Annotated in this window: 20 protein-coding genes; 11 read left to right on the top strand and 9 right to left on the bottom strand. The window is 59.9% G+C overall.

Annotation, left to right across the window (positions count from 1 at the left end; translation table 11 throughout):
• On the bottom strand, nt 1-2,679 hold the full coding sequence (locus NMAG_RS01360; RefSeq protein WP_004213752.1) for an outer membrane protein assembly factor BamB family protein: 2,679 nt from the start codon (nt 2,677-2,679) through the stop codon (nt 1-3).
• A 17-nt stretch (nt 2,680-2,696) separates the two neighbouring features.
• A complete protein-coding gene (locus tag NMAG_RS01365; protein ID WP_004213756.1) occupies nt 2,697-3,128 on the bottom strand; it encodes a hypothetical protein in 432 nt (143 codons plus the stop codon).
• A 122-nt stretch (nt 3,129-3,250) separates the two neighbouring features.
• Between NMAG_RS01365 and NMAG_RS20750 the strand changes: the two genes are divergently transcribed.
• On the top strand, nt 3,251-3,436 hold the full coding sequence (locus NMAG_RS20750) for a hypothetical protein (RefSeq protein WP_012996334.1): 186 nt from the start codon (nt 3,251-3,253) through the stop codon (nt 3,434-3,436).
• 97 nt (nt 3,437-3,533) lie between these two features.
• Complete coding sequence (locus tag NMAG_RS21885; protein WP_004213758.1) at nt 3,534-3,677, top strand: hypothetical protein; 144 nt, start codon at nt 3,534-3,536, stop codon at nt 3,675-3,677.
• Nucleotides 3,678-3,713: 36 nt separating this feature from the next.
• Here the strand turns inward: NMAG_RS21885 and NMAG_RS01370 are convergent, their stop codons facing one another.
• The gene (locus NMAG_RS01370) at nt 3,714-4,244 is read right to left on the bottom strand and encodes a type IV pilin (RefSeq protein ID WP_004213759.1); all 531 of its coding nucleotides are present in this window, start codon (nt 4,242-4,244) and stop codon (nt 3,714-3,716) included.
• Nucleotides 4,244-4,699 carry a type IV pilin gene (locus tag NMAG_RS01375; RefSeq protein WP_004213760.1) on the bottom strand — a complete coding sequence of 152 codons (456 nt, stop codon included), beginning with the start codon at nt 4,697-4,699 and terminating at the stop codon, nt 4,244-4,246. Before NMAG_RS01375 ends, NMAG_RS01370 begins: the two co-directional genes overlap by 1 nt.
• Before the next feature lie 304 nt (nt 4,700-5,003).
• Here NMAG_RS01375 and NMAG_RS01380 point away from each other — a divergent pair, with 304 nt between their 5' ends.
• Nucleotides 5,004-5,795 (top strand): hypothetical protein, encoded by a 792-nt coding sequence (locus tag NMAG_RS01380; RefSeq protein WP_004213761.1) that lies wholly within the window; start codon nt 5,004-5,006, stop codon nt 5,793-5,795.
• Here NMAG_RS01380 and NMAG_RS01385 read toward each other — a convergent pair whose 3' ends face one another.
• Nucleotides 5,796-6,050 carry a hypothetical protein gene (locus tag NMAG_RS01385; RefSeq protein WP_004213762.1) on the bottom strand — a complete coding sequence of 85 codons (255 nt, stop codon included), beginning with the start codon at nt 6,048-6,050 and terminating at the stop codon, nt 5,796-5,798.
• Between the two features lie 672 nt (nt 6,051-6,722).
• On the opposite strand from NMAG_RS01385, the gene NMAG_RS01390 reads away from it, so the two are divergent.
• From NMAG_RS01390 to NMAG_RS01400, 3 genes are all read left to right on the top strand, one after another.
• Nucleotides 6,723-7,766, top strand: coding sequence for a tyrosine-type recombinase/integrase (locus NMAG_RS01390; RefSeq protein WP_004213763.1), 1,044 nt, complete (start codon nt 6,723-6,725; stop codon nt 7,764-7,766).
• Nucleotides 7,763-7,957, top strand: coding sequence for a hypothetical protein (locus NMAG_RS01395; RefSeq protein WP_004213764.1), 195 nt, complete (start codon nt 7,763-7,765; stop codon nt 7,955-7,957). The genes NMAG_RS01390 and NMAG_RS01395 overlap by 4 nt, the downstream gene beginning before the upstream one ends.
• A 192-nt stretch (nt 7,958-8,149) precedes the next feature.
• A complete protein-coding gene (locus tag NMAG_RS01400) occupies nt 8,150-8,413 on the top strand; it encodes a HalOD1 output domain-containing protein (protein WP_004213765.1) in 264 nt (87 codons plus the stop codon).
• 5 nt (nt 8,414-8,418) lie between these two features.
• Here the strand turns inward: NMAG_RS01400 and NMAG_RS21890 are convergent, their stop codons facing one another.
• Nucleotides 8,419-8,580, bottom strand: coding sequence for a hypothetical protein (locus tag NMAG_RS21890; RefSeq protein ID WP_004213766.1), 162 nt, complete (start codon nt 8,578-8,580; stop codon nt 8,419-8,421).
• A 229-nt stretch (nt 8,581-8,809) separates the two neighbouring features.
• Between NMAG_RS21890 and NMAG_RS01405 the strand changes: the two genes are divergently transcribed.
• Entirely contained in the window at nt 8,810-9,637 is an 828-nt protein-coding gene (locus NMAG_RS01405) for an Nmad3 family putative nucleotide modification protein (RefSeq protein WP_012996335.1), read from the top strand.
• Between the two features lie 96 nt (nt 9,638-9,733).
• Nucleotides 9,734-10,327 (top strand): acyltransferase, encoded by a 594-nt coding sequence (locus NMAG_RS01410; protein WP_004213771.1) that lies wholly within the window; start codon nt 9,734-9,736, stop codon nt 10,325-10,327.
• A gap of 260 nt (nt 10,328-10,587) precedes the next feature.
• Here the strand turns inward: NMAG_RS01410 and NMAG_RS01415 are convergent, their stop codons facing one another.
• Nucleotides 10,588-11,757, bottom strand: a complete 1,170-nt coding sequence (locus NMAG_RS01415) for an NAD(P)/FAD-dependent oxidoreductase (protein ID WP_004213775.1) — start codon at nt 11,755-11,757, stop codon at nt 10,588-10,590.
• Nucleotides 11,758-11,933: 176 nt separating this feature from the next.
• On the opposite strand from NMAG_RS01415, the gene NMAG_RS01420 reads away from it, so the two are divergent.
• The 3 genes from NMAG_RS01420 (at nt 11,934) to NMAG_RS01430 (ending at nt 14,501) form a co-directional block, all read left to right on the top strand.
• On the top strand, nt 11,934-12,614 hold the full coding sequence (locus NMAG_RS01420; RefSeq protein ID WP_004213777.1) for a metal-dependent transcriptional regulator: 681 nt from the start codon (nt 11,934-11,936) through the stop codon (nt 12,612-12,614).
• Between the two features lie 214 nt (nt 12,615-12,828).
• Complete coding sequence (locus NMAG_RS01425; RefSeq protein WP_004213779.1) at nt 12,829-13,794, top strand: ZIP family metal transporter; 966 nt, start codon at nt 12,829-12,831, stop codon at nt 13,792-13,794.
• A 173-nt stretch (nt 13,795-13,967) separates the two neighbouring features.
• Nucleotides 13,968-14,501, top strand: coding sequence for an Rrf2 family transcriptional regulator (locus NMAG_RS01430; protein WP_004213780.1), 534 nt, complete (start codon nt 13,968-13,970; stop codon nt 14,499-14,501).
• Between the two features lie 379 nt (nt 14,502-14,880).
• Here NMAG_RS01430 and gyrA read toward each other — a convergent pair whose 3' ends face one another.
• Both gyrA and gyrB read right to left on the bottom strand, forming a co-directional pair.
• The gene (gene gyrA, locus NMAG_RS01435; RefSeq protein ID WP_012996337.1) at nt 14,881-17,421 is read right to left on the bottom strand and encodes a DNA gyrase subunit A; all 2,541 of its coding nucleotides are present in this window, start codon (nt 17,419-17,421) and stop codon (nt 14,881-14,883) included.
• Nucleotides 17,422-17,621: 200 nt separating this feature from the next.
• Nucleotides 17,622-19,553 carry a DNA topoisomerase (ATP-hydrolyzing) subunit B gene (gyrB, locus tag NMAG_RS01440; protein WP_004213782.1) on the bottom strand — a complete coding sequence of 644 codons (1,932 nt, stop codon included), beginning with the start codon at nt 19,551-19,553 and terminating at the stop codon, nt 17,622-17,624.
• Nucleotide 19,554: the final 1 nt, after the last annotated feature.

Here is a 19,554-nt window from a genome sequence, read left to right on the forward strand (position 1 = left end):
TTAGTCACCCAGGATTGGGACAATGTCGGTCACGATACTGACGACGACCATAATCACGCCTGCGATGACCGCGAGGCCGACGAGAGCTGAACCCCTTCCAAAGTCGCCTATATCGCCAAGTCCGGGAAGACTCACGTCGATGTTGTCGCCTTCCTCTGTCCAGTACTCCTCTATCTGGTAGTTCTCGGTCTTCTCGACCTGCTCGACGAACTCCTGGCTGTCGTAGCTGTCGTACTCTGGGCGGCCCCAGTTCTCGCCGTCGTAGTCCTCAATCACGTTGCCGTCCGAGTCCGTCATCTCATCGATAGTCACAGACCCGTGGTGCATCGGCACTTCCTCGCCTTCGGGAGCGTCATAGATCAGCGGCATATCAACCAAGCCGTCGACCGGAGTGTCCGGCAGCAGGGGAACGCCCGCACCGAAGCTGTCGCCAGCGTCGAGTGTGCTCGTCCGGGAGCCGCTATCGAGGTCGAGGTAGAACGCCTCATCATCGTCCCAGTCGAAGCAAATCACAGCATCAGAGTCCGCTGTTCGAACAGCGTGGCGGGTGCTGCTCGACGGGGAAGCAGTCCACAACTCGTCCCCGTCGGACCTGTCAAGGTACCGGACATCGTCGCCTTCGAGAACTAAGACGCCCCCGTCAGTGAGAGTCAGTCGTCGGAAATCCGATGACGAGTCAACAGACCAGTCCGGGTCAAAATCGTCATCGTCAGACTCCGCGAGGTAGATTTTGTCCCTTGTTCCGACAGCGATGTAGCCATCATAACAGTCGATGAACATGGGGGAGTTCTCAGTCTCGAAAGTCCACAGTTCGTTACCAGACTCTGGATCAATCGCAGCAACAAGGTCCTCTGTGACATCCCCGAGAACCAGCATGTCATCGTAGTAAACCAGTTCTTCAGGAGATCCGTGACTGTACGGAATCGTCTCCAGTTCGTCGCCAGTCTCTATGCTGAGCTTCCGGAGATCGCCATCCGTGAGTACTACCTCCGTTTCGGAGATTTCAGCAGCCGCATAGGGACGGCTACCAGTGCTGTCAGTCCATAGCTCCTCGCCAGTCCATAAGTCGATTGCGTAGGTGTTGTCAGTGGACGCATAAGCGCCGAACGAAACGCCAGACCGAAGGCCGACTTCGAAGCCTTCGAGGCTGCCGCCGTGGTTGGGGTCGTACTCCCAGATAATCTCGTCATTGACCGGGTCGAGCAAGCACATGTAGCCAGAATCGTAGACGACCACATGGGACGTGGTGCCAGCAGCGTACGTCTGGTCAGTCGAGAGGCCAGAATCGGGCAGTTCGCGAGCTTGGAAGAAGCCTTCCATAGTGCGGTCTTGCACCCAGTCAGACGGGGCGCGGTAGATCTCGTCATCGGCCTCCCGAGTCTCCTGGGCCGTGTATCCCGAGTATGTGATCGTCATACTGGCGACCTCAGAGAGATCAGCTTGTTCCATGTTGAGTTGCTGGAGCAGGGCCATCCGAAGCGCGTCACTCGATGCGTCGTCAGTTCCGGCGAGGAAACGGGCATTCCCCTCTGCGCCGCGAATATCAGACGGTTCAATGTTGCCGTCGTCCAGTTCGGCGTACAGGTCCTCGACGAAATCCTCGGAGTAGTTGCCCGTCACCCGGTCGCTCTGGTCCTCGATCTCCTCCAGGAGCCCAGCAAACTCGGCTCCCCAGAAGACGGTTTCACTCTCCAGCCCACCGTCTTCAGGATCACCGACCGACATAACGGTGAAGTTCAGGCTCGTTTCCCACGTTTCGCCGTCGTCGGCTTCGAGTTCGAACGTTTCTTCCTCGGAATCCCACGAGTCGATAATCTCGGCCGACAGCGGTCCGCGGAACTCTCCGTCACCGCTCTCGGTCTGAACGTACAGCTCCGGCGACTCCATGGTGATCGTGTCGCCGTTGTGCAGTTCGAACTCGGTTTCCACGCGCTCGTTCGTGAGCGTCGCCATCGCTAGTTCCTCGTCGGGATGCGAGGAATTGTCGACGAAGAACGCAATGAAATCGTCTTCTACGTCGTCGTCTGCCTGAGCAGTGTGTGCCAGGTGTGAGAGTTGGGTGAGTGCCTTGTTCGTCAGTTCGTAATGGTTCTTCTCGTGCGGTTCCGCGTAGTAGTCCCGAATCCGCGAGAGAGTGTTGCTGTATCCGCTCGTCTGGCTCTCGTTGTCCTCCCACGAGTTGGCGATCTCGTTGCGCGCCTCGAGCGACGCGATCGTGCTCATGTCCTCGATGTGATTCCCGAGCGTCGTGAGATGCGCATCGTAGCTCTCCCGTTCGGAAACTGCCGTCGAGTGCAGAATAGTCTCGTCGGCTTCCGGTTCGGCAATGTCGTCGTCAACCCAGTACGCTTGCCCCGCCGTCGTCATCGCCGTCGGTGCGTCTCCCTCTGGATCGTAGTGCCAGTCTGGTGTTTCGTGGTCGTCGTCTTCGGTGTCGCCGTCCTCCTCGGCGGCCGCGCCCGTCGCCCCGATCGCCGAGCCGCCGACCGTTGCTGTCCCAGCTGCACCGAGTCCGCGAAGAACATCGCGACGCGACGCGTCGGCCTCGAGGAACCTCCCGATCGGAAGGCCGTCTTCGGCGAGTCCGTTTTTGTCGAGGTCGACGTGCTCTAACTCGTGGGCCGTGGGCTGTGGGCTGTCTGTACTCCGGGTTTCGTCGGTGGAAATATCGGTAGTCATTGGTCTCTGAACCTCGGTTACTTGTAGGCGATCAGGTAGAACGCGGCACCGTTGAGGAACACCGTGAACCAGCCGACGTACCACATCGTCTCCAGCGTGTGCGAGACGGCCGGCACGAGTGCGCCGAGCACGTTCAGAATCACCGCCAAGAGCATCACGACCGTCTCCACGTCGGTGTAGTCTTCCGGCGTGGTCTCGTTGGTCAGCCAGCCGATCACGAGCACACCCACGGAGATGATGAACGCGTACGTGATCTCCGTGCCGTGGGCCGCATAGAGTGCGTCCGTCAGCGCAAAGTTCAGCGGCTCGCTGAACTCGAGCGTCCCGACCGCGCCGATCGAGAACGACGCCAGGACGAAGATCGGTGCGAGAATGCTGTCTGTGAGGTCGATACCGTCTTCCCGTCGAATTGAGTTGGGAACGTACTTCTGCGGTAGGCTAAGTGCCATACCTCCGCGGGTCAAACCCGCTCCCTCGAAAAACTCCGCAAAACCGTGGCATGGCCTTGGTGACACCTTGGCGGAACCGATAGTCACCAACCTTTATACCAAGGCGGGTTGCCGCCAGGTGCATGGCGCTGAATAAGCTTCGTCAGCTGGACCAGAATTCGCTCGGCGTTACACTGCCCAAAGACGATCTCCGTATTGATGGTCTGCTTAATGAGAGCGGTGAATTGCGGGGCGAACATTATGTCCATATTCGCCATATAGAAGAGGGAGAATGGAAGATAGAACTACTTGACGAGCGATATTCATAGTGATGTCTGTGTAGACGGATTGCGAACGACACTGTTGAGGACGTGGCGTGGTACTTGTTCGAGCGAATACGTTGACGTGGTCACGACTCGCGGTGAGATGTGTTGTGCGCGTGGTGAGCTGGCCGACGGCACACACCGCTCGTGCTGGTTGGTCCGTGGGACGCTCGCGGCGGCCGTCGACGCCCGCGGTCGCTCGGAAGTGATCGTTTCTGGGGCGGCCGTGGTCGACCGGGCCGAATAGAAGAATAAGGACTTCTGTTACCCTAAAAGGGTTCTATCAGTCTTTCTCTTCAACGAAATCTTCGTAGAAGTCGAAGTCTTCGCTCGTGACGGTCGTTTCTGTGTCGTCACCGTCGATGATTGCGACAGCAGTCACAGTTCCGTTGAAGACAACACCGCCGTCTTCGTAACTATCTGCACCATCTGGGTCATCCTCCTCTGGGTCGTCACCGACCTCGAAAGTATAACCATCCTCATGATATTCTTGCTCTGAATAATCCAAGGTAATCACGTCACCAGACTGCTCAGCGGTGAGGACGTCTGCATCTGGTGTGACATCGCTCCGAAGCTCAATTCGGTCAGCATTCCCCATTGAGGTGGCTGACATTTGGACTGTGTAATCCGTTTCGTCTACCTCAAGGTCGACACCCGCCTGAGCTTCTTCTCCAACTGAACCACCGAGGTCGAGAACGAACGCGGCGATCACGGCTGCCAGAATCACGGTAATCGCAACCATGAGTATGACGCCTATAACGGGCGATACTGCACGTTCCTCCTCAGATCCGATGAGTGACTTCTTGATGTTCATTAGTCGTGTGCTCCTTCAAATTCGAAGTCAGCAGATGCTACGGTCGTTTCAGTGTCCGAGTCGTCAATAATCGCGACAACCGTTACGGTCCCAACTGCGTCATCGCCGTCTTCTGCAAGCTCATCACCTTCGATGGTTAGGGTATCTCCTGCACCACTAAACTCATCTCCAGTTCCGAGAGCAGAATCATCATATAAGTCTCCGCGAATTTCGAAGTCGTCAGCATTCCCGGCCGACGTGACTTGGGCACTGATTGTCTGCGAGTCGTTGTCCACATCCAGATCGACACCGGCCTGAGCCTCTTCGCCGATCGACCCACCAAGGTCAAGCACGAACGCTGCGATCACGGCTGCCAGAATCACGGTAATCGCAACCATGAGTATGACGCCTATAACTGGTGATACGGCTCGCTCTTCCTCTGAGCCAACGAGTTTTGCTGTGTATTTGTCGAACATTGTTGGTTATCCACACCACACAGCAGAAAGGTTATACGCGGTGGCATGGTAGCCAGTCACGTACGGATGGGGGCTCCACACTGGCCCACCGTGCATCCTTCCTTACTGCGATTCGGTGCTGATTGTTCCACGAAATTACCATACCTTAAACCCCACTGACGCTCAAATTCTAACGGTTTCAGATCTGATAATCAGTGGGTCGCAGAAACCCTACAGCACCCCCTTGAACCCGCGTCGTATTGCGGTTTCCAAAACAGGCGGGAAAACGACACTCCCAAAGCCGGTTCCTACGAATGACTCTTTCATGACTGGGACTGCGTTCGTGACCGAGCGTGACCTCGCGCGCACCTACGATGGCGGGGCCTACGAGAACACGTGGGAAGCCGTCGAGCAGTACCGAGCAGCCACCCGCTATGCGAACACGAACGATGTTGGCTCGGGGGCCACGGCGTCGGCGCTTGATCTCCCGCGGAGTCGCATCCGAACGTGGGTCGACCAGGGTGGGGAACCCGATGCTGTCCGCGCAATCGACACTGCTCGCGGGTATGGCTGGCTCGAGTGCACGCCTGATGATGATATTTTCGCCGGGCTGAACGCGCTGGTTGCGAACGTGTTTTCCGGCGGCTCAATTGCAGACAGCCACTACCGGCCGTCGTTCGCGCTGAATCACCGCGGCGAAGACTCACACGTGATCGATGCGCTCGAACTGGTCGGCGTCGACTACCAGATTGTCGACGATCGCGACGGCCGTGCCGACGAAGCCCGCCCGACGGAAGACGGCACCGTCCTCGGTCGGGTACTCGCCGTCCTTGGCGCACCCGTCGGGCCGAAAGCCGACCAACTCCTCTCGCTGCCGGACTACCTCGTGGTTGGCTCTGTGGACGTTCGCGAGACGTTCGTCTACGCATACTTGGAGAATCGCGCTGTCCATCACGAGGGCAAAGACACCATGACGATTACCGAAGAACGCAATGACTCGTACCTCTCGAGTCTGGCGGTGCTCATTAACGATATCGCGGGCGGTGGCGTCACGCGAAATTCAGAGTCGATCACGATTTCGGCCGACGCAGCTCGATCGCTCGGCACAGTTCGGTGACTACGGTTCCGGCTCGAGTTCGTCTGCCTCGAGTTCCCCGTTCAGATATGCGCGCCCGCGGTCGGTGATCTGATAGAGTCCACGGTCCTCGTCATAGTACTCTACCAGTCCAGCAGAGTCTAATTTCCGTAGTCGAGTTCGGACGTGTGATATCTTATAATCGATATTAGCCTCAATGACTGCGGGTGTCGAGACGATTGAATGGTTCCCCTCGTTTAGAAGGAACTCAAGAATCGCGTCATCAGCTCGAGTCATCCAGTCCACCCGAGGCCGTCGCATTCAGTTTGTTCAACTCTTATCTCCATGTTATGTTGATTGGTTTCAAGTTGTAAGTGACTTCTGACGTGTTCCCGAGTGTATTGTACAATACGCTAGAATTAAGTTCCCTCCGTGTCTGGGTGAGCGCAACGGAAGCCAGACGGACCCGCCGCTACTCGGTCGGGTCCTCGTCAGAAACGCGGACCCGGTGTAGTAGCACCGGCCCGCCTGGCCTCCGTATCCAATCTACGGAAGCATGCAATCGCTCGACGCAACGGGGGATAAACTCCCCGATCGACAGTATCGATTAGATTCCGGCCCACAGCCCACGGCCTGGTCGATCCGGCTCGGAACGACTATCGGAAACGGAATCGGAAATTATCGGAAATCGTCAGACGTACGCGAGAGACTTCAACAGCTACGAATTTCACAAAACCCTGATTTATCGGAAGAATCGGAAACGGCCCTGCAACGGCTAAGTATCAGCAGTCCTTTCGATCAGATCTACCGACGGACAGCGACCGTGCGCGCCCCCAGGTTCCAACTAACGGCGCGCACGGTGAGTCCGCGGTCCCACAGACGTGAGACCATGACAAACCAAACGCGCAATCACGGTAAGCGTATCGCATTTTCAGATCACCGCTGCAGCTGCACGCTCGAGGTGCATCGATGAGAGGTGACGGCCTCGAGCCGATCACGCCGCGCGAGGCGGTCGACATGTGGCTCGATCGCCTGCAGTCCACGCGGGCCGATGAAACGCTGAAGAGCTACCGGTACCGGTTGAAGCCGTTCCTCGAGTGGTGCGAGAAAGAGGGCATCGACAACCTGAACGACCTCACCAGTCGCGACGTGTTCCGGTTCGATTCGGATCGGCGCGCTGATGGGCTAAAGGTGTCGACGCTGAACAACCAGCTGGGGACGCTCAAGCAGTTCATCCAGTTCTGCGAGCGGATTGACGCGGTTCCCCAGGGGCTTCCAGCGAAGGTCGAGGTCCCGTCGGTTGACCTGGCTGACCGCGTCAACGACGAACCCCTCTCCGCCAACCGTGCCGAGACGATTCGCGGGAATCTGAACCGATATGCGCGAGAATCGCGCCGGCAGGTAATGCTCGAACTGCTGTGGCACACCGGCTGTCGACTCGGTGGGCTTCGCGCGCTCGATCTCCGTGACTGCTTCTTCGAGGAGTCCGACCTGGAGCGACTGCGCCACCAAGACGACATTAATCAGGCCGCACTCGAGGCGGTCGAGCTCCCGTTCGTCTACTTCCGTCACCGGTCAGAGACGCCACTGAAGAACAAACGCGAGGGCGAGCGCCCGGTTGCACTCTCACAGGACGTTGCAGACCGCGTTCGGGAGTACATCGACGTGAATCGCGTCGAGCGAACGGACTCGGACGAACGCCGACCGCTGCTGACGACCGAGAAGGGGAAACACGCCCGCGTTTCGAAGTCGAGCATTCGGCGGGAGATCTACATCATGACCCAGCCTTGCCGCTGGGGTTCGTGTCCGCACAACCGGGATACGACGACCTGCGAAGCCCTGGAGCACACGCTTGAGGCGCGGTGTCCCTCGAGTCGGTCGCCCCACCCGATCCGTTCGGGTTCGATCACGCACATGCGTGACGAGGGTTGGCCACCGGAAGTCGTTGCGGAGCGAGTGAACGCTACCCCTGAGAGTTCGTCGAGGACGTACTCGACCAACACGGAGTCGTGACGGTTCGCAGATTGCTCGCAGGCGAGCAAAATCTCCACGTCGAAGCGGTCGGGACGGGAACGCAGGATCTCTCCCAGATTGCAAACTCGCTGCAGGAGTGTGGACTCGATATCGTTCGTTCGGAGGTACTCGAGGAGACTGTTCGCCAGCCGTTCAATCACTTCGGGCAAAAGTTTGCGACAGGGAACTAACGAGCGGTAACGACTAACGGGTCAAAAGTGTCGAGTAGCGAGTAGCGAGTCGCACGTCGCAAATGCTGAGCGATACGTGTTGGATGATCAGCATCTATATTCGCTTCGAAAACCGCAGAAATAACGCTTCCAGTACAGGTCGAACTGAATACTTGGCGCACGCTTATCACTCCACATCACTGTATTCGACTAATGGCTCCCCGTCTTGAATCACAGTCCTCACTCCACACCGACGAACTCTGTCGGCGTGTCGTCGAGACAGTCGCGGAGAGCGAACAATGTGACGTCACCGAGCTCCCGCCGCTGTACAACGCCGTCGAACCGGACGCTATCTGCGCGCTTTTCACCTCCACATCGACGCACGACCGCGACACCGGGCAGGTGACGTTTCTGTACTGTGGGTATCGTGTCACCGTCGATGCAAGCGGGTCGATTTCAGTTGCGGCGGCGAACTGAACTCGTCACTCCGAGATATCGCCTTCGTTCATCGCCGCTGTTTCCGAGACGACGAATCGCGCCAGTTTGCGCTTGGTATGGTCGTCGACGAGGTGTTCCTCGAGTCGCGTGTCCTGCGGTGGTGGTTCTCGACAGAGGGGACATTCGATCGGTGCTCTGGACGCCATACGTGTTGCACGACAGTGACGTGCAAAAGGCTTCGGCGCCAGTCAGCATCGTGATGGTCAACAACCCCGAGGCTTGATCGCGGCCTCCTCGCCCTGCATCACCTCTCGATGACGACGGAGTCCGCAAATTGATAGGCGTTCCTCTCAGTGCCAGTGTGCCCTGCCCGATGTGCATTCGATACCGACCGAGTGGTTTAACTCGCCACTCTCGAACCACCAGAACGAACCGATGACAGTCGTTCTCGCCGGCGTGGGTGCCGACAGCACAAACCTCGGGACGCTCGGGCCGCTCTACGACGATGGCCGTTTCGAATACATTCCGATTCCGGAGAAAACAAGCGAAACGAGTGAACGTGAAACCCTCGGTTCGTGGACGCTGCAACACGACGACCGCGTCGCCGCTGATCTGACGACCCGAATCGAGCCCCAGCCTGTCCGCGGTGGCGTCGAAACCGTCACCGGCGACGCACTCGAGAACTGGCCACTTCACCACGATCCGAACTTTGCTGCACTGACCTACGGCGAACACCGGACCAGCGGCTACCTGTCGCGACTCAGTGCACTCGAGTCCGGTGATGTCGTTGGCTTCTATGCCGGCCTCCGTCGACCAGACGGCGAGCGCGCGCACCGCTACCTAATTGGCTATTTCACGGTCGACCGGGTCGATGTACTCTCCCCCGACACCCCTGCAGCCGAGCGCGCGAACGTTCTTGCAGCCCACTCGGACAACGCCCACGCAAAACGAGCACGCGGTGGTGAACTCTACCTCGCGGACAAGTCTGTCGTGTTCATCGATGGCCGAGAGCCGGGTGGCCTCTTTGACCGGCATCCGATTCGACTCAGTGAGTACGAGGTCAAGCCAGGGAACGAGCGCGCACAGTACTACCTTCGGGACGAGATTGCAGCGGCGTGGACGATTACCGAGGGTGGCGAGAACATGATGTACAAACCGGCCTACCGGTGTGACTGCACGGGTGAGGCGTTCCGGCGACTGGTCGGACCGCTCGAGAATCGAACTGCAGACGATGCAGCGATTGGGTGCTCGACTGCTCCCTGATACGCTGCTTGCGGTCACCTTCTGTGCTTCCTGAACCCGCACATCCGCTGAGAGAATCGATCAGTTTCTTGTAGCGAACTCCCGAAGAGCACGCAAGTGACCGCAGATAACGCCGACCGCTCGGGACCGTCCCGCCACGACCGCATTCGCCGTCATCCCACACCGGGCGCACGGAACTCGCTCGCTCACTGGACGTCGGCGAAACACCCGCTTCGTGTTGCGATCAACTACATTTTCGTCTGGCTCGCCCGCATCTCGCCGAGTCTCCGGCTTCGCCGCTGGTGTCTGCGCCGCATCGGTGTTACTGTCGGAGCTGGCGTCTCCTGGGGACTCGAGGCGACCCCAGATACCTTCTGGCCAGAACTGATCACACTCGAGGACCACGTGATCGTCGGCTACGATGCGACGCTCCTCTGTCACGAGTTTCTTCAGGACGAGTATCGCACGGGTGAGGTCGTCGTCGGTGAACGGGCGATGATTGGTGCGGGTGCGATCGTTCTTCCCGGTGTCGAGATTGGTGCCGATGCGAGTGTCGCGGCGAACTCGCTGGTGACCCAGGACGTCCCCCCGGGGACCACCGTCGCGGGTGTACCTGCACGGCCGATGGGAAGTGGCGGGGCGAACGAGCACGTGACGGATGCTGGGGCGACTGACGGGCCGGACGAAGACCTTGGCGAGCCGGACGAGTGAGGTGCTGTTTTTGCGAGCATGGGGTTCGTCGGTGTTGAAGTCGCGGTGCGGTTGCAGTGAAGTTGTGGTGCGGTTGCAGTGAAGTTGTGGTGCGGTTACAGTGAAGTCGCAGTACGGTTACAGTGAAGTCGTGGTAAACTCGTACAACGACGGTCTGCGTGACTGACTGTGACTGTCGCTGCGATTGATCCTGCGCTAAAAAGACGGTGTCGAGGTCGTGCTCTGTGCTCGATTCCAGTTGGATTCGAGTTGTCCTCGTCTTACAGCGACGACCAGGACTTGCGGGCCTCGTTCCAGGAGGTGACACTGGCGATCCACTTGGCGGCGATCATCTTCTTCAGGTTCTTCGCCGGGAAGCCACCGAAGGTGCCGACGGGCAGCGAGAGACCGAAGGCTGGCTTGACCTCGTGGGCGACAGCCTTGTCACCGACGGAGACGACGGTACCTCTGTCCTCGTGCTCCCACGTCTTGAGCGGGCGGTTTTCGATCGCACGCGAAATGTTCTCACCGACGACCTCGGCCGCCTGCCAGGCAGCCTGTGCGGTCGGTGGTGCAGGGCGGTCACCCTGGTCGATCAGGGCCGAGTCACCGATAGCGAACACGTTCTCCTCGGTGGTCTGGAAGTTCGCCTCAACGTTGACGCGGTTGTGTTCCTTCTCGAGGTCCGCATCGTCGAGTGCGTCACGGCCCGTAATGCCGCCGGTCCAGATGAGCACGTCGTGCTCGAGTGGGTCGCCCTCGTCGAACTCGATGACGTCGGCTTTGGCCTCCGTGATCGGATCGTCCGTGTGGATGTGGACGCCAGCGTTCTCGAGGAGGTCACGCAGGGCCTGCTGGATTTCGGGGTCGTTACCGGGGAAGATTTCGTCGAGTGCTTCGACGAGGTGGATCTCGATTGGGGCGCGGTGGTTGTCGCGGAACTCCGCGATTTCACCGGCGGTCTGGATGCCGGAGAGGCCGGCACCGCCGACGACGACCTGTGCGGGCTCGCCGCGGGTCGCGTCCTGGCTGGCCTGGGAAATCTCGTCGTGGATCTCCATGGCATCGTCGAGGCTCTTCAGCGTGAGCGAGTGCTCCTCGAGGCCAGGGATGCCATAGTAGGCGGTCTGGCTGCCCAGTGCAACGAGCACGTAGTCGTAGTCGACGTCGTCGCCCTCGGCGAGTTCGACGACCTGTTCGTCGACGTCGAGGCCGACGACTTCGTCCTGAATGAACCGGGTCGACGGATCGGCAATCTGGTCGACCGGGAACGTGATGTCCGAGCGAACGTCCGGGTCACGGACGACGCGGTGAGCCTCGTGGAGAACGAGGTGGTAGTCCACGTCAGCAATCCAGGTTAGTCGTGCGTTGCCCCCGAGTTCCGACTGGAGCTTGGTGATCGCACCGGTACCGGCGTATCCAGCACCGAGCACGACGACGTTCTCAGTCATACGACACACTCTGAAACACTACGATACAAAGGTGTTGGAACTCGTGTCTGTGTGGGTTGTGCTGCCATACCATCTTCTACGTCCGATACAGCTATACAGCCACATTCAGTGCAGGTCACACACCAGTCCTGCGGCGTCGACAGGTTTAGGGTTAGACGGCTCTAAACCCGAGTAGGATGATGCTGAGCGACGTGATGGAGGACTACCTCAAGGCGATCTATCAGCTCCAGCGCGACCACGACGAACGGGTTAAAACGTCCGAAATCGCAGAGGCGCTCGACGTCACGTCGCCAACCGTCACCAGCATGCTCGAAAAACTCGGGGATCGAGGGCTGGTCGACCGCGAGAAGTATCGCGGCGTGACGCTCACCGACGAAGGCGAGACGGTCGCACTCGAGGTCGTCCGCCACCATCGACTGCTCGAAGCGTACCTCACCGAGCATCTCGATTACGACTGGTCCGAGGTCCACGCCGAGGCCGACCGCCTCGAACACCACATCAGCGAGGATTTCGAACAGCGCGTTGCGGACGCCCTGGGCGAACCGACGGTTGACCCCCACGGGTCCCCGATTCCAAGTGCGGACCTCGAGCCACCGGAGCGACCCGACGGCAAATCCGTCACTGAATTCTCGGAAGGCGATGTCGTCGTGGTCGAGGAGGTCGCCGACCGTGATCCAGAGGTTCTCTCGTACCTCGCAGACCACGGCGTCGAACCCGGCGTCGAACTCGAGATTCGCGAGGTCGCACCCTTCGGTATGGTGACCGCGCGCTCGAGTGCAAGCGAGGAGGACGTCTCGCTTCCGGAGGGTGTCGCCCACCACGTTCGGGTAAGCCCGCCCGCCGAAGTCGAGTCGTAATTCCTGCACGCGGTCCTTGCCGTCCCGATCAGCAGGGCGTTGCTCTCGCGACTGTTCCATCACTGTCTTGGCCGATCGGGCTCGCACTCGAGTTGGTCCATTTCTGCGGATTAGATTGTATCTAACGGCATATTCCGTGAGTAAACTATAAGTTTAGAGGTGTCTAAACCTCTGGCAATGAGAAGCCAATCGATGATGTGGAGGCGGATCGATCGTGAGTGACGATATTTACGATCGCGTCCCACGGTGGGTCCTCGCTATTGGTCCCGTTGCTATCCTCATCGCGGTTTTCGGAGTACTGTATCTGACATCGCCGTTCGGTGACCTCTCTGGGGTCGAGGAAGCGAGCACACTCGAGATCCTCTGGATGCTGACGATCATCGGTGCGATCGCGGGGATTATCCCTGTTGCCATCGGGATGCTCTGGTTCCCGTTCATCCGCGACCTCGATCCACGATATCTGCACGCCTTTCTGGCGCTCGCTGGTGGTGTGCTCGCGTTCATCGCCGTCGAGATGACGGAAGACCTGATCTTCGACTACGGCGTCGAAGTCTCCGATGTGACGCTGGCCGGCGTTGCTGTCGGCGGTTCGACCCTCGCTGCAGTAACCGCAGTTGTCGGCGTCGGCGGAACGTTCGCCGTTATGTACGCCGCGAGCGAGTGGCGCCAGCGCAAGGCAGCAGCAAGCGAAAAAAGCGGACTCGAAATCGCCTATCTCGTCGCGCTCGCACTCGGACTGCACAGCATTGGCGAAGGGCTGGCCATTGGCGTTGCCTACATCCATGGCGATGCGTCGCTGCTCATGCTGCTCGTGCTGGCATTCGTCATGCACAACGTGATGGAAGGGCCGACTGTTGTCGCTGCAGTCGCCCGGGACAGAGCGACGCCACCGCTGCGACACTTCGCCGCAATGGGTATCATCGCCGGCGGACCAGTCATCCTCGGTGGCTGGCTCGGTAGCTTCGCCCAGTCGAACATCCTCGCCGTCCTCTGTTTCGCGATCGCAATCGGCGCGATCCTCCAGGTGCTCATCGAGGTTGCAGACCTCATCCGATTCGACGCCGAGGACGTCTTTACCCGAACCAACACGGCGACGTTCTGTATCGGATTCGCCCTCATGTTCCTCCTCGAGGATGTCCTCGTCGACGTGCTCCTCGAGGGCTGGCTGATTCCAGTCTGAGTCGGTTTCGTTTCTGCGCTCTTTCGCCTACCCGACTCTCGTACCGACTGTAGTTGCTACTGACAGTGGCCCCTCGCGACGCCGTGTCATTGTCGTTCGATCCCACGTCAAAACGCTGCCACTGCCCGACCGTACCCGTCGGGTTTAAGGAATCCAATTACGAATAATTCGGTATGTCATCAATTGAACTGACCCCCAGTCAGAAGAAAATCCTTCGTGCGCTCACAAACCTCCACAAAGAGTCCGAAGACGCCATCAAAGGTGAAGACATCGCAGAACAGGTAGACCGCAACCCCGGCACCATCCGCAACCAGATGCAGAGTCTCAAAGCCCTCCAGCTGGTAGAGGGCGTCCCCGGCCCGAAAGGCGGCTACAAGCCAACCGCTGCCGCCTTCGAGGCGCTCGAGATCCAGCAGATGGACGACCCCGCCTCGGTCCCACTCGAGCACGAGGGCGAACCGATTACCGACGTTATCGTCGAAGAGATCGACCTCTCGAGTGTCCACCATCCAGAACTCTGCCGTGCGGAGATCCACATGCAGGGTGCGATCAGCGGGATTCACGAGGACGACGAGGTAACCGTCGGCCCGACGCCGCTTTCGAAGCTCGTTATCGACGGCCGCGTTGACGGGAAGGACGATACGAACAATATCCTCATCCTGCGCATCGAGGATATGATTGCGCCGGCCGAAGAACCCGAGCACTGAGGGGTCACAGCCGCATCTGTTCTCTCATCTGCTGTTTTCTCCTTCCAGCTAGCAGTGCCACTGTTTTGCTTGCAGGCACTGCCAGACGACGGCCCGTTTTGCAGTAAACTGCGCCGTTGGTGACTGGAAACGAACTGCTATCGTCTCACTGTGGCCTCACTGTGACCTCACTGTGGTTTCACTTTCCCGCTGCCGTCACACTGTCGTCCTACTGCCGTCCCACGATTATCTTATTGTATCCTCACTGTCGTCACTAGGCGGCTTTGTCGTTTGACCTGTCCAAAAGCAGCGAGCAAGTTAGTTTGTGGGTTGGCAGTGGGTAAGGCCTGAACGCGGCCGATTCCGCTAGTTCAGCCGCCTTGCCTGAACGCAGCCCGAATTAGTTCGCCGCGTCCGCTTCGACCGTCTCAGTGTCTTCGTTCTGGCCTTCGTCTTCGTCTTCGTCTTCACCGTCGTCATCCGCCTCGCTCACCGCAGCCGGAACGACATCGACACTGGCGACTGCATCGCCGTCGTCGACGTCCATCACGATCACGCCCATGGTGTTGCGCCCGACCGTCGAAATCTCGTCGACGCGGGTGCGAACGATCTGACCGCGCTCGCTCATCATCACCAACTGGTCGTCCGCCGAAACCGCCTTCGCGGTCGTGACGGGACCGTTTCGCTCGCCCGTCTTGATGTCGATCAGCCCTTTGCCGTAGCGAGACTGGGTGCGGTACTCAGAGAGCGGCGTCCGCTTGCCGTAGCCGTTCTGCGTCACGGTGAGCAGGTCCTGTTCGTCGCCTTCGTCGGTGGCGACCAGCCCGGCCACAGCGTCGTCGCCCTGGAGGTCGATCCCGTTGACCCCGCGGGCGTTGCGGCCCATAGCCCTGACTTCGTCCTCGTCGAATCGAATGGTCATGCCGTTCTCGCTGGCGATGACGAGGTCTTTGGTGCCGTCGGTGACCTCGACGTCAACGAGTTCGTCGCCTTCCTGTAGGTCGGCGGCGATAATGCCGGTCGAGCGAATGTTATCGAACTCCGACCCGGCAGTTCGCTTCACGTAGCCGTGCCGGGTCGCCATCGTGACGAATTCGTCGTCGCCGAAGGCGTCGGTGTCGACGATCGCCGTGATATCCTCGCCGGGGTCGAGGTCAAGAATGTTGACCGCCGACTTCCCGCGGGCTGTCCGGCCCATCTCGGGAATTTCGTAGGTCTTGAGCTGATAGACTTTGCCCTGGTTCGTAAAGCAGAGCAGATAGTCGTGCGTGTTCGCCCGGAAGACCGTCGCGACACGGTCGTCTTCCTTGACGTCTGCGCCGATGATCCCCTTGCCACCCCGCCCCTGGGGGTCGAACTGGCTGATCGGCATCCGCTTGACGTAGTCGTCTTCGGTCATGACGACGAACACCTCTTCCTCCGGGATGAGGTCCTCGTGGGTAACCGTCCCCTGGTCCTCGATGATGGAGGTCCGGCGGTCGTCGTCGTACTCGTCTTTGATCTCACTGAGTTCGTCCTTGATGACCGCGAGCAGTTCCTGCTCGCTCTCGAGGATCGACGTCAGGCGTTCGATTTCGGCCTGAACGTCCTCGTACTCGTCCTCGATTTCGGCGGCTTCCATCGAGGTGAGGCTACCGAGTTGCATCCGGACGATGTGGGTCGCCTGCTCTGCGGAGAAGTCGTAGGCTTCCTGCAGCGCCGCCTTCGCGTCGTCGCGTGTCTCGCTGTTGCGGATCAGGTCGACGACATCCTCCGCGTTCTCGACGGCTTTCAGTCGGCCTTCGAGGATGTGCGCTCGGTCCTCGGCCTCCGCAAGGTCGTACTCGCTGCGCCGGCGAACGACCTCGCGGCGGTGGGCGATGTACTCCTCTAACGTCTCCTTCAGCGAGAGCACCTGCGGCTGGCCGTCGACCAGCGCGAGGTTGATGACGCCGAAGGTCTTCTCGAGATGGTTCTCGAGTAGCTTGTTCTTCACGACCTCGACGTTCGCACCGCGCTTGCACTCGACGACGATGCGGACGCCGTCGCGGTCGGACTCGTCGCGCAGGTCAGAGATGCCTTCGATATCGCCCTCGTTAACGTCCTCGGCGATGCGCTCGACGAGACGGGCCTTGTTCTCCTGGTAGGGAAGCTCGGTGATGACGATGCGCTCGCGCCCGTTCTTCCACTCCTCGACCTCGAACTCGGCGCGGACACGAATGCGCCCGCGGCCGGTCTTGTACGCCGAGTAGATGGCGTCACGGCCGACGATGTTCGCACCGGTGGGGAAGTCCGGTCCCTTGACGTGTTCCATCAAATCTTCGACCGTCGCGTCGGGGTCGTCGATCAGTTCGATGGTGGCGTCGATGACCTCTCCGAGATTGTGCGGAGGGATGTTGGTCGACATCCCGACGGCAATCCCCGAGGAGCCGTTGACGAGCAGGTTCGGGAACGCCGACGGCAGGACGTCCGGTTCCTGCAGGCGGTCGTCGTAGTTCGACGAGAAGTCGACCGTGTCCTTGTCGATGTCCTCGAGTAGCTCTTCGGAGACAGCGGCCATTCGGGCCTCAGTGTACCGGGGCGCCGCGGCCGGGTCGCCGTCCATGGAGCCGAAGTTCCCCTGCCCGTCCACGAGCGGGTAGCGCATCGAGAAGTCCTGGGCCATGCGGACCAGGGTGTCGTAGATCGCGCTGTCGCCGTGGGGGTGGTAGTCACCCATCGTCTCCCCGACGATCGAGGAGGACTTGCGGTGGGACGAGCGCGAGGTGACACCCATCTCGTGCATCGCATACAGGATGCGCCGGTGGACGGGTTTCAGGCCGTCCCGGACGTCCGGGAGGGCACGACCCGCGATGACGGACATCGCGTAGTCGATGTAGCTCTGTTCCATCTCGTCCTCGATTCGGACGTTCTCTACCGCTCGAGCCTCTACGTCTGTCGGATCGGGTACGTCTGAACTCATGTCTTCATTTGGCTTCGTGATATCGGTTGGTTGATTGACGAGCACTACATCCGTGAGAGCGTCCGCTCTGCGGACGCTCGAGCGGGCCGACGACCGACCCGGAGCGCGGCTTGCCGCGCGGAGGGGAGGGAGGAGTGCTTTTCATCGAAGTTTTTCCGAGGGTGCGCCTTTGGCGCACCCGCAGCGGAAAAGTTCGTGTCTTAGATGTCGATCCACTCTGCCTCCGGCGCGTTCTCCTTGATAAACTGCTTGCGCGGCTCGACGGCATCGCCCATCAACACCGAGAACATCTTGTCCGCGGCGGCCGCATCCTCGACCGTGATCTGCTTGAGGATACGGTTCTCCGGGTTCATCGTCGTCTCCCAGAGCTGTTCGGGGTTCATCTCGCCGAGGCCCTTGAACCGCTGGACCTGCGAGGGGTTGCCGTCGCACTTCTCTTCGACGATTTCGTCTCGCTCCACGTCCGTCATCGCGTCGTAGGTCTCGCCACGATAGCGGATACGGTACAGCGGCGGCTGGGTTGCATAGACGTAGCCACCCTCGAGTAGCGGCCGCATGTGCCGGTAGAAGAACGTGAGCATGAGTGTCCGGATGTGCGCCCCGTCGACGTCAGCGTCCGTCGCCATGATGATCTTCTTGTATCGGACGTCCTCGACGTCGAACTCGTCGCCGATCCCTGCGCCGATCGCAGTGATCATGTTCCGGATCTCGTCGTTCTCCAGAATGCGGTCGAGGCGGTGTTTCTCGACGTTCAGAATCTTCCCCTTGATCGGCAACACGGCCTGGAACTCCGGATTCCGGGCCTGCTTTGCGCTGCCACCTGCGGAGTCACCCTCCGCGATGAACAGCTCTGCCTCCTCGGGATCCTTGGTCTGACAGTCCGCGAGCTTGCCTGGCAGCGAGGTGGACTCGAGTGCCGACTTGCGGCGGGTCAGCTCTTCTGCCTTCTGGGCGGCTTTGCGTGCCTTTGCCGCCTCGACGGCTTTCATGACGATGGCCTGGGCGGTGTCAGGGTGTTCCTCGAAGTACGTGCCGAGGCAGTCGTGCATGGCACCCTCGACGATTCCACGGACCTCCGAGTTGCCGAGTTTGGTCTTCGTCTGGCCCTCGAACTGCGGGTCGGGGTGTTTGACGGAGACGACGGCGGTGAGACCCTCGCGAATGTCCTCGCCTTTGAGGTTTTCCTCGATATCCGAGAGCAGATTGTTCTCGTTGCCGTAGTCGTTGACGACGCGCGTCAGTGCCGTCTTGAATCCGGTGAGGTGGGTCCCACCCTCGCGGGTGTTGATGTTGTTCGCGAAGGCGTGGATCGAGCCCTGGAGCTCCTGGGTGGCCTGCATCGCCACCTCGACGCGGACGTTCTGGTCCTCGTCTTCGAAGTAGATGATGTCCTCGTGCATCGCCGAGCGCGTCTCGTTCAGGTACTCGACGAACTCGCGGATGCCACCTTCGTACTCGTAGGTCTCTGCGACGGCCTCGCCGTCCTCGGTGCGCTCGCGCTCGTCACGGAGTGTGATACGGACGCCCGAGTTCAGGAAGGCCAGTTCCCGAAGCCGGTTCGACAGCGTCGAGAACGACATATCGGTCGTCTCGAAGATATCGTCGTCCGGCCAGAACTGAATCTCGGTGCCGGTCTCCTCGTCCGGCTCCATGTCGCGGACGCGCTCCATGTCGCCGATGGGTTCGCCGATTTCGAAGGCGTGCTCGTAGACACCCCCGTCGCGCTTGACGGTCGTCTCGAGTCGACTCGAGAGGGCGTTGACGACGCTCACACCCACACCGTGGAGGCCGCCAGAGACCTGGTAGGACTTGTTGTCGAACTTGCCACCCGCGTGGAGGACGGTCAGAATGACCTCGAGTGCGGGGCGGTCGTACTCTTCGTGTGTGTCGACGGGGATTCCCCGGCCGTCGTCTGCGACGCTGATCGAGTCGTCTTCGTTGATGGAGACGGTGATCTCGTCGCAGTGTCCGGCCAGTGCCTCGTCGATCGAGTTGTCCACCACTTCGTAGACGAGATGGTGGAGGCCTCGAGAGTCGGTAGAACCGATGTACATCGCCGGCCGTTTGCGCACGGCTTCCAGGCCTTCCAAGACCTGAATCTGACCGGCTCCGTACTCGCTTTCCTGGGACATA

This window comes from Natrialba magadii ATCC 43099 (genome assembly GCF_000025625.1).
GTDB lineage: Archaea > Halobacteriota > Halobacteria > Halobacteriales > Natrialbaceae > Natrialba > Natrialba magadii.

Coding starts and splice junctions, on each gene's coding strand:
- NMAG_RS01360 (WP_004213752.1), bottom strand. CDS start 2,679: ATGACTACCGATATTTCCACCGACGAAACCCGGAGTACAGACAGCCCA.
- NMAG_RS01365 (WP_004213756.1), bottom strand. CDS start 3,128: ATGGCACTTAGCCTACCGCAGAAGTACGTTCCCAACTCAATTCGACGG.
- NMAG_RS20750 (WP_012996334.1), top strand. CDS start 3,251: ATGGCGCTGAATAAGCTTCGTCAGCTGGACCAGAATTCGCTCGGCGTT.
- NMAG_RS21885 (WP_004213758.1), top strand. CDS start 3,534: ATGTGTTGTGCGCGTGGTGAGCTGGCCGACGGCACACACCGCTCGTGC.
- NMAG_RS01370 (WP_004213759.1), bottom strand. CDS start 4,244: ATGAACATCAAGAAGTCACTCATCGGATCTGAGGAGGAACGTGCAGTA.
- NMAG_RS01375 (WP_004213760.1), bottom strand. CDS start 4,699: ATGTTCGACAAATACACAGCAAAACTCGTTGGCTCAGAGGAAGAGCGA.
- NMAG_RS01380 (WP_004213761.1), top strand. CDS start 5,004: ATGACTGGGACTGCGTTCGTGACCGAGCGTGACCTCGCGCGCACCTAC.
- NMAG_RS01385 (WP_004213762.1), bottom strand. CDS start 6,050: ATGACTCGAGCTGATGACGCGATTCTTGAGTTCCTTCTAAACGAGGGG.
- NMAG_RS01390 (WP_004213763.1), top strand. CDS start 6,723: ATGAGAGGTGACGGCCTCGAGCCGATCACGCCGCGCGAGGCGGTCGAC.
- NMAG_RS01400 (WP_004213765.1), top strand. CDS start 8,150: ATGGCTCCCCGTCTTGAATCACAGTCCTCACTCCACACCGACGAACTC.
- NMAG_RS21890 (WP_004213766.1), bottom strand. CDS start 8,580: ATGGCGTCCAGAGCACCGATCGAATGTCCCCTCTGTCGAGAACCACCA.
- NMAG_RS01405 (WP_012996335.1), top strand. CDS start 8,810: ATGACAGTCGTTCTCGCCGGCGTGGGTGCCGACAGCACAAACCTCGGG.
- NMAG_RS01415 (WP_004213775.1), bottom strand. CDS start 11,757: ATGACTGAGAACGTCGTCGTGCTCGGTGCTGGATACGCCGGTACCGGT.
- NMAG_RS01420 (WP_004213777.1), top strand. CDS start 11,934: ATGATGCTGAGCGACGTGATGGAGGACTACCTCAAGGCGATCTATCAG.
- NMAG_RS01430 (WP_004213780.1), top strand. CDS start 13,968: ATGTCATCAATTGAACTGACCCCCAGTCAGAAGAAAATCCTTCGTGCG.
- gyrA (WP_012996337.1), bottom strand. CDS start 17,421: ATGAGTTCAGACGTACCCGATCCGACAGACGTAGAGGCTCGAGCGGTA.
- gyrB (WP_004213782.1), bottom strand. CDS start 19,553: ATGTCCCAGGAAAGCGAGTACGGAGCCGGTCAGATTCAGGTCTTGGAA.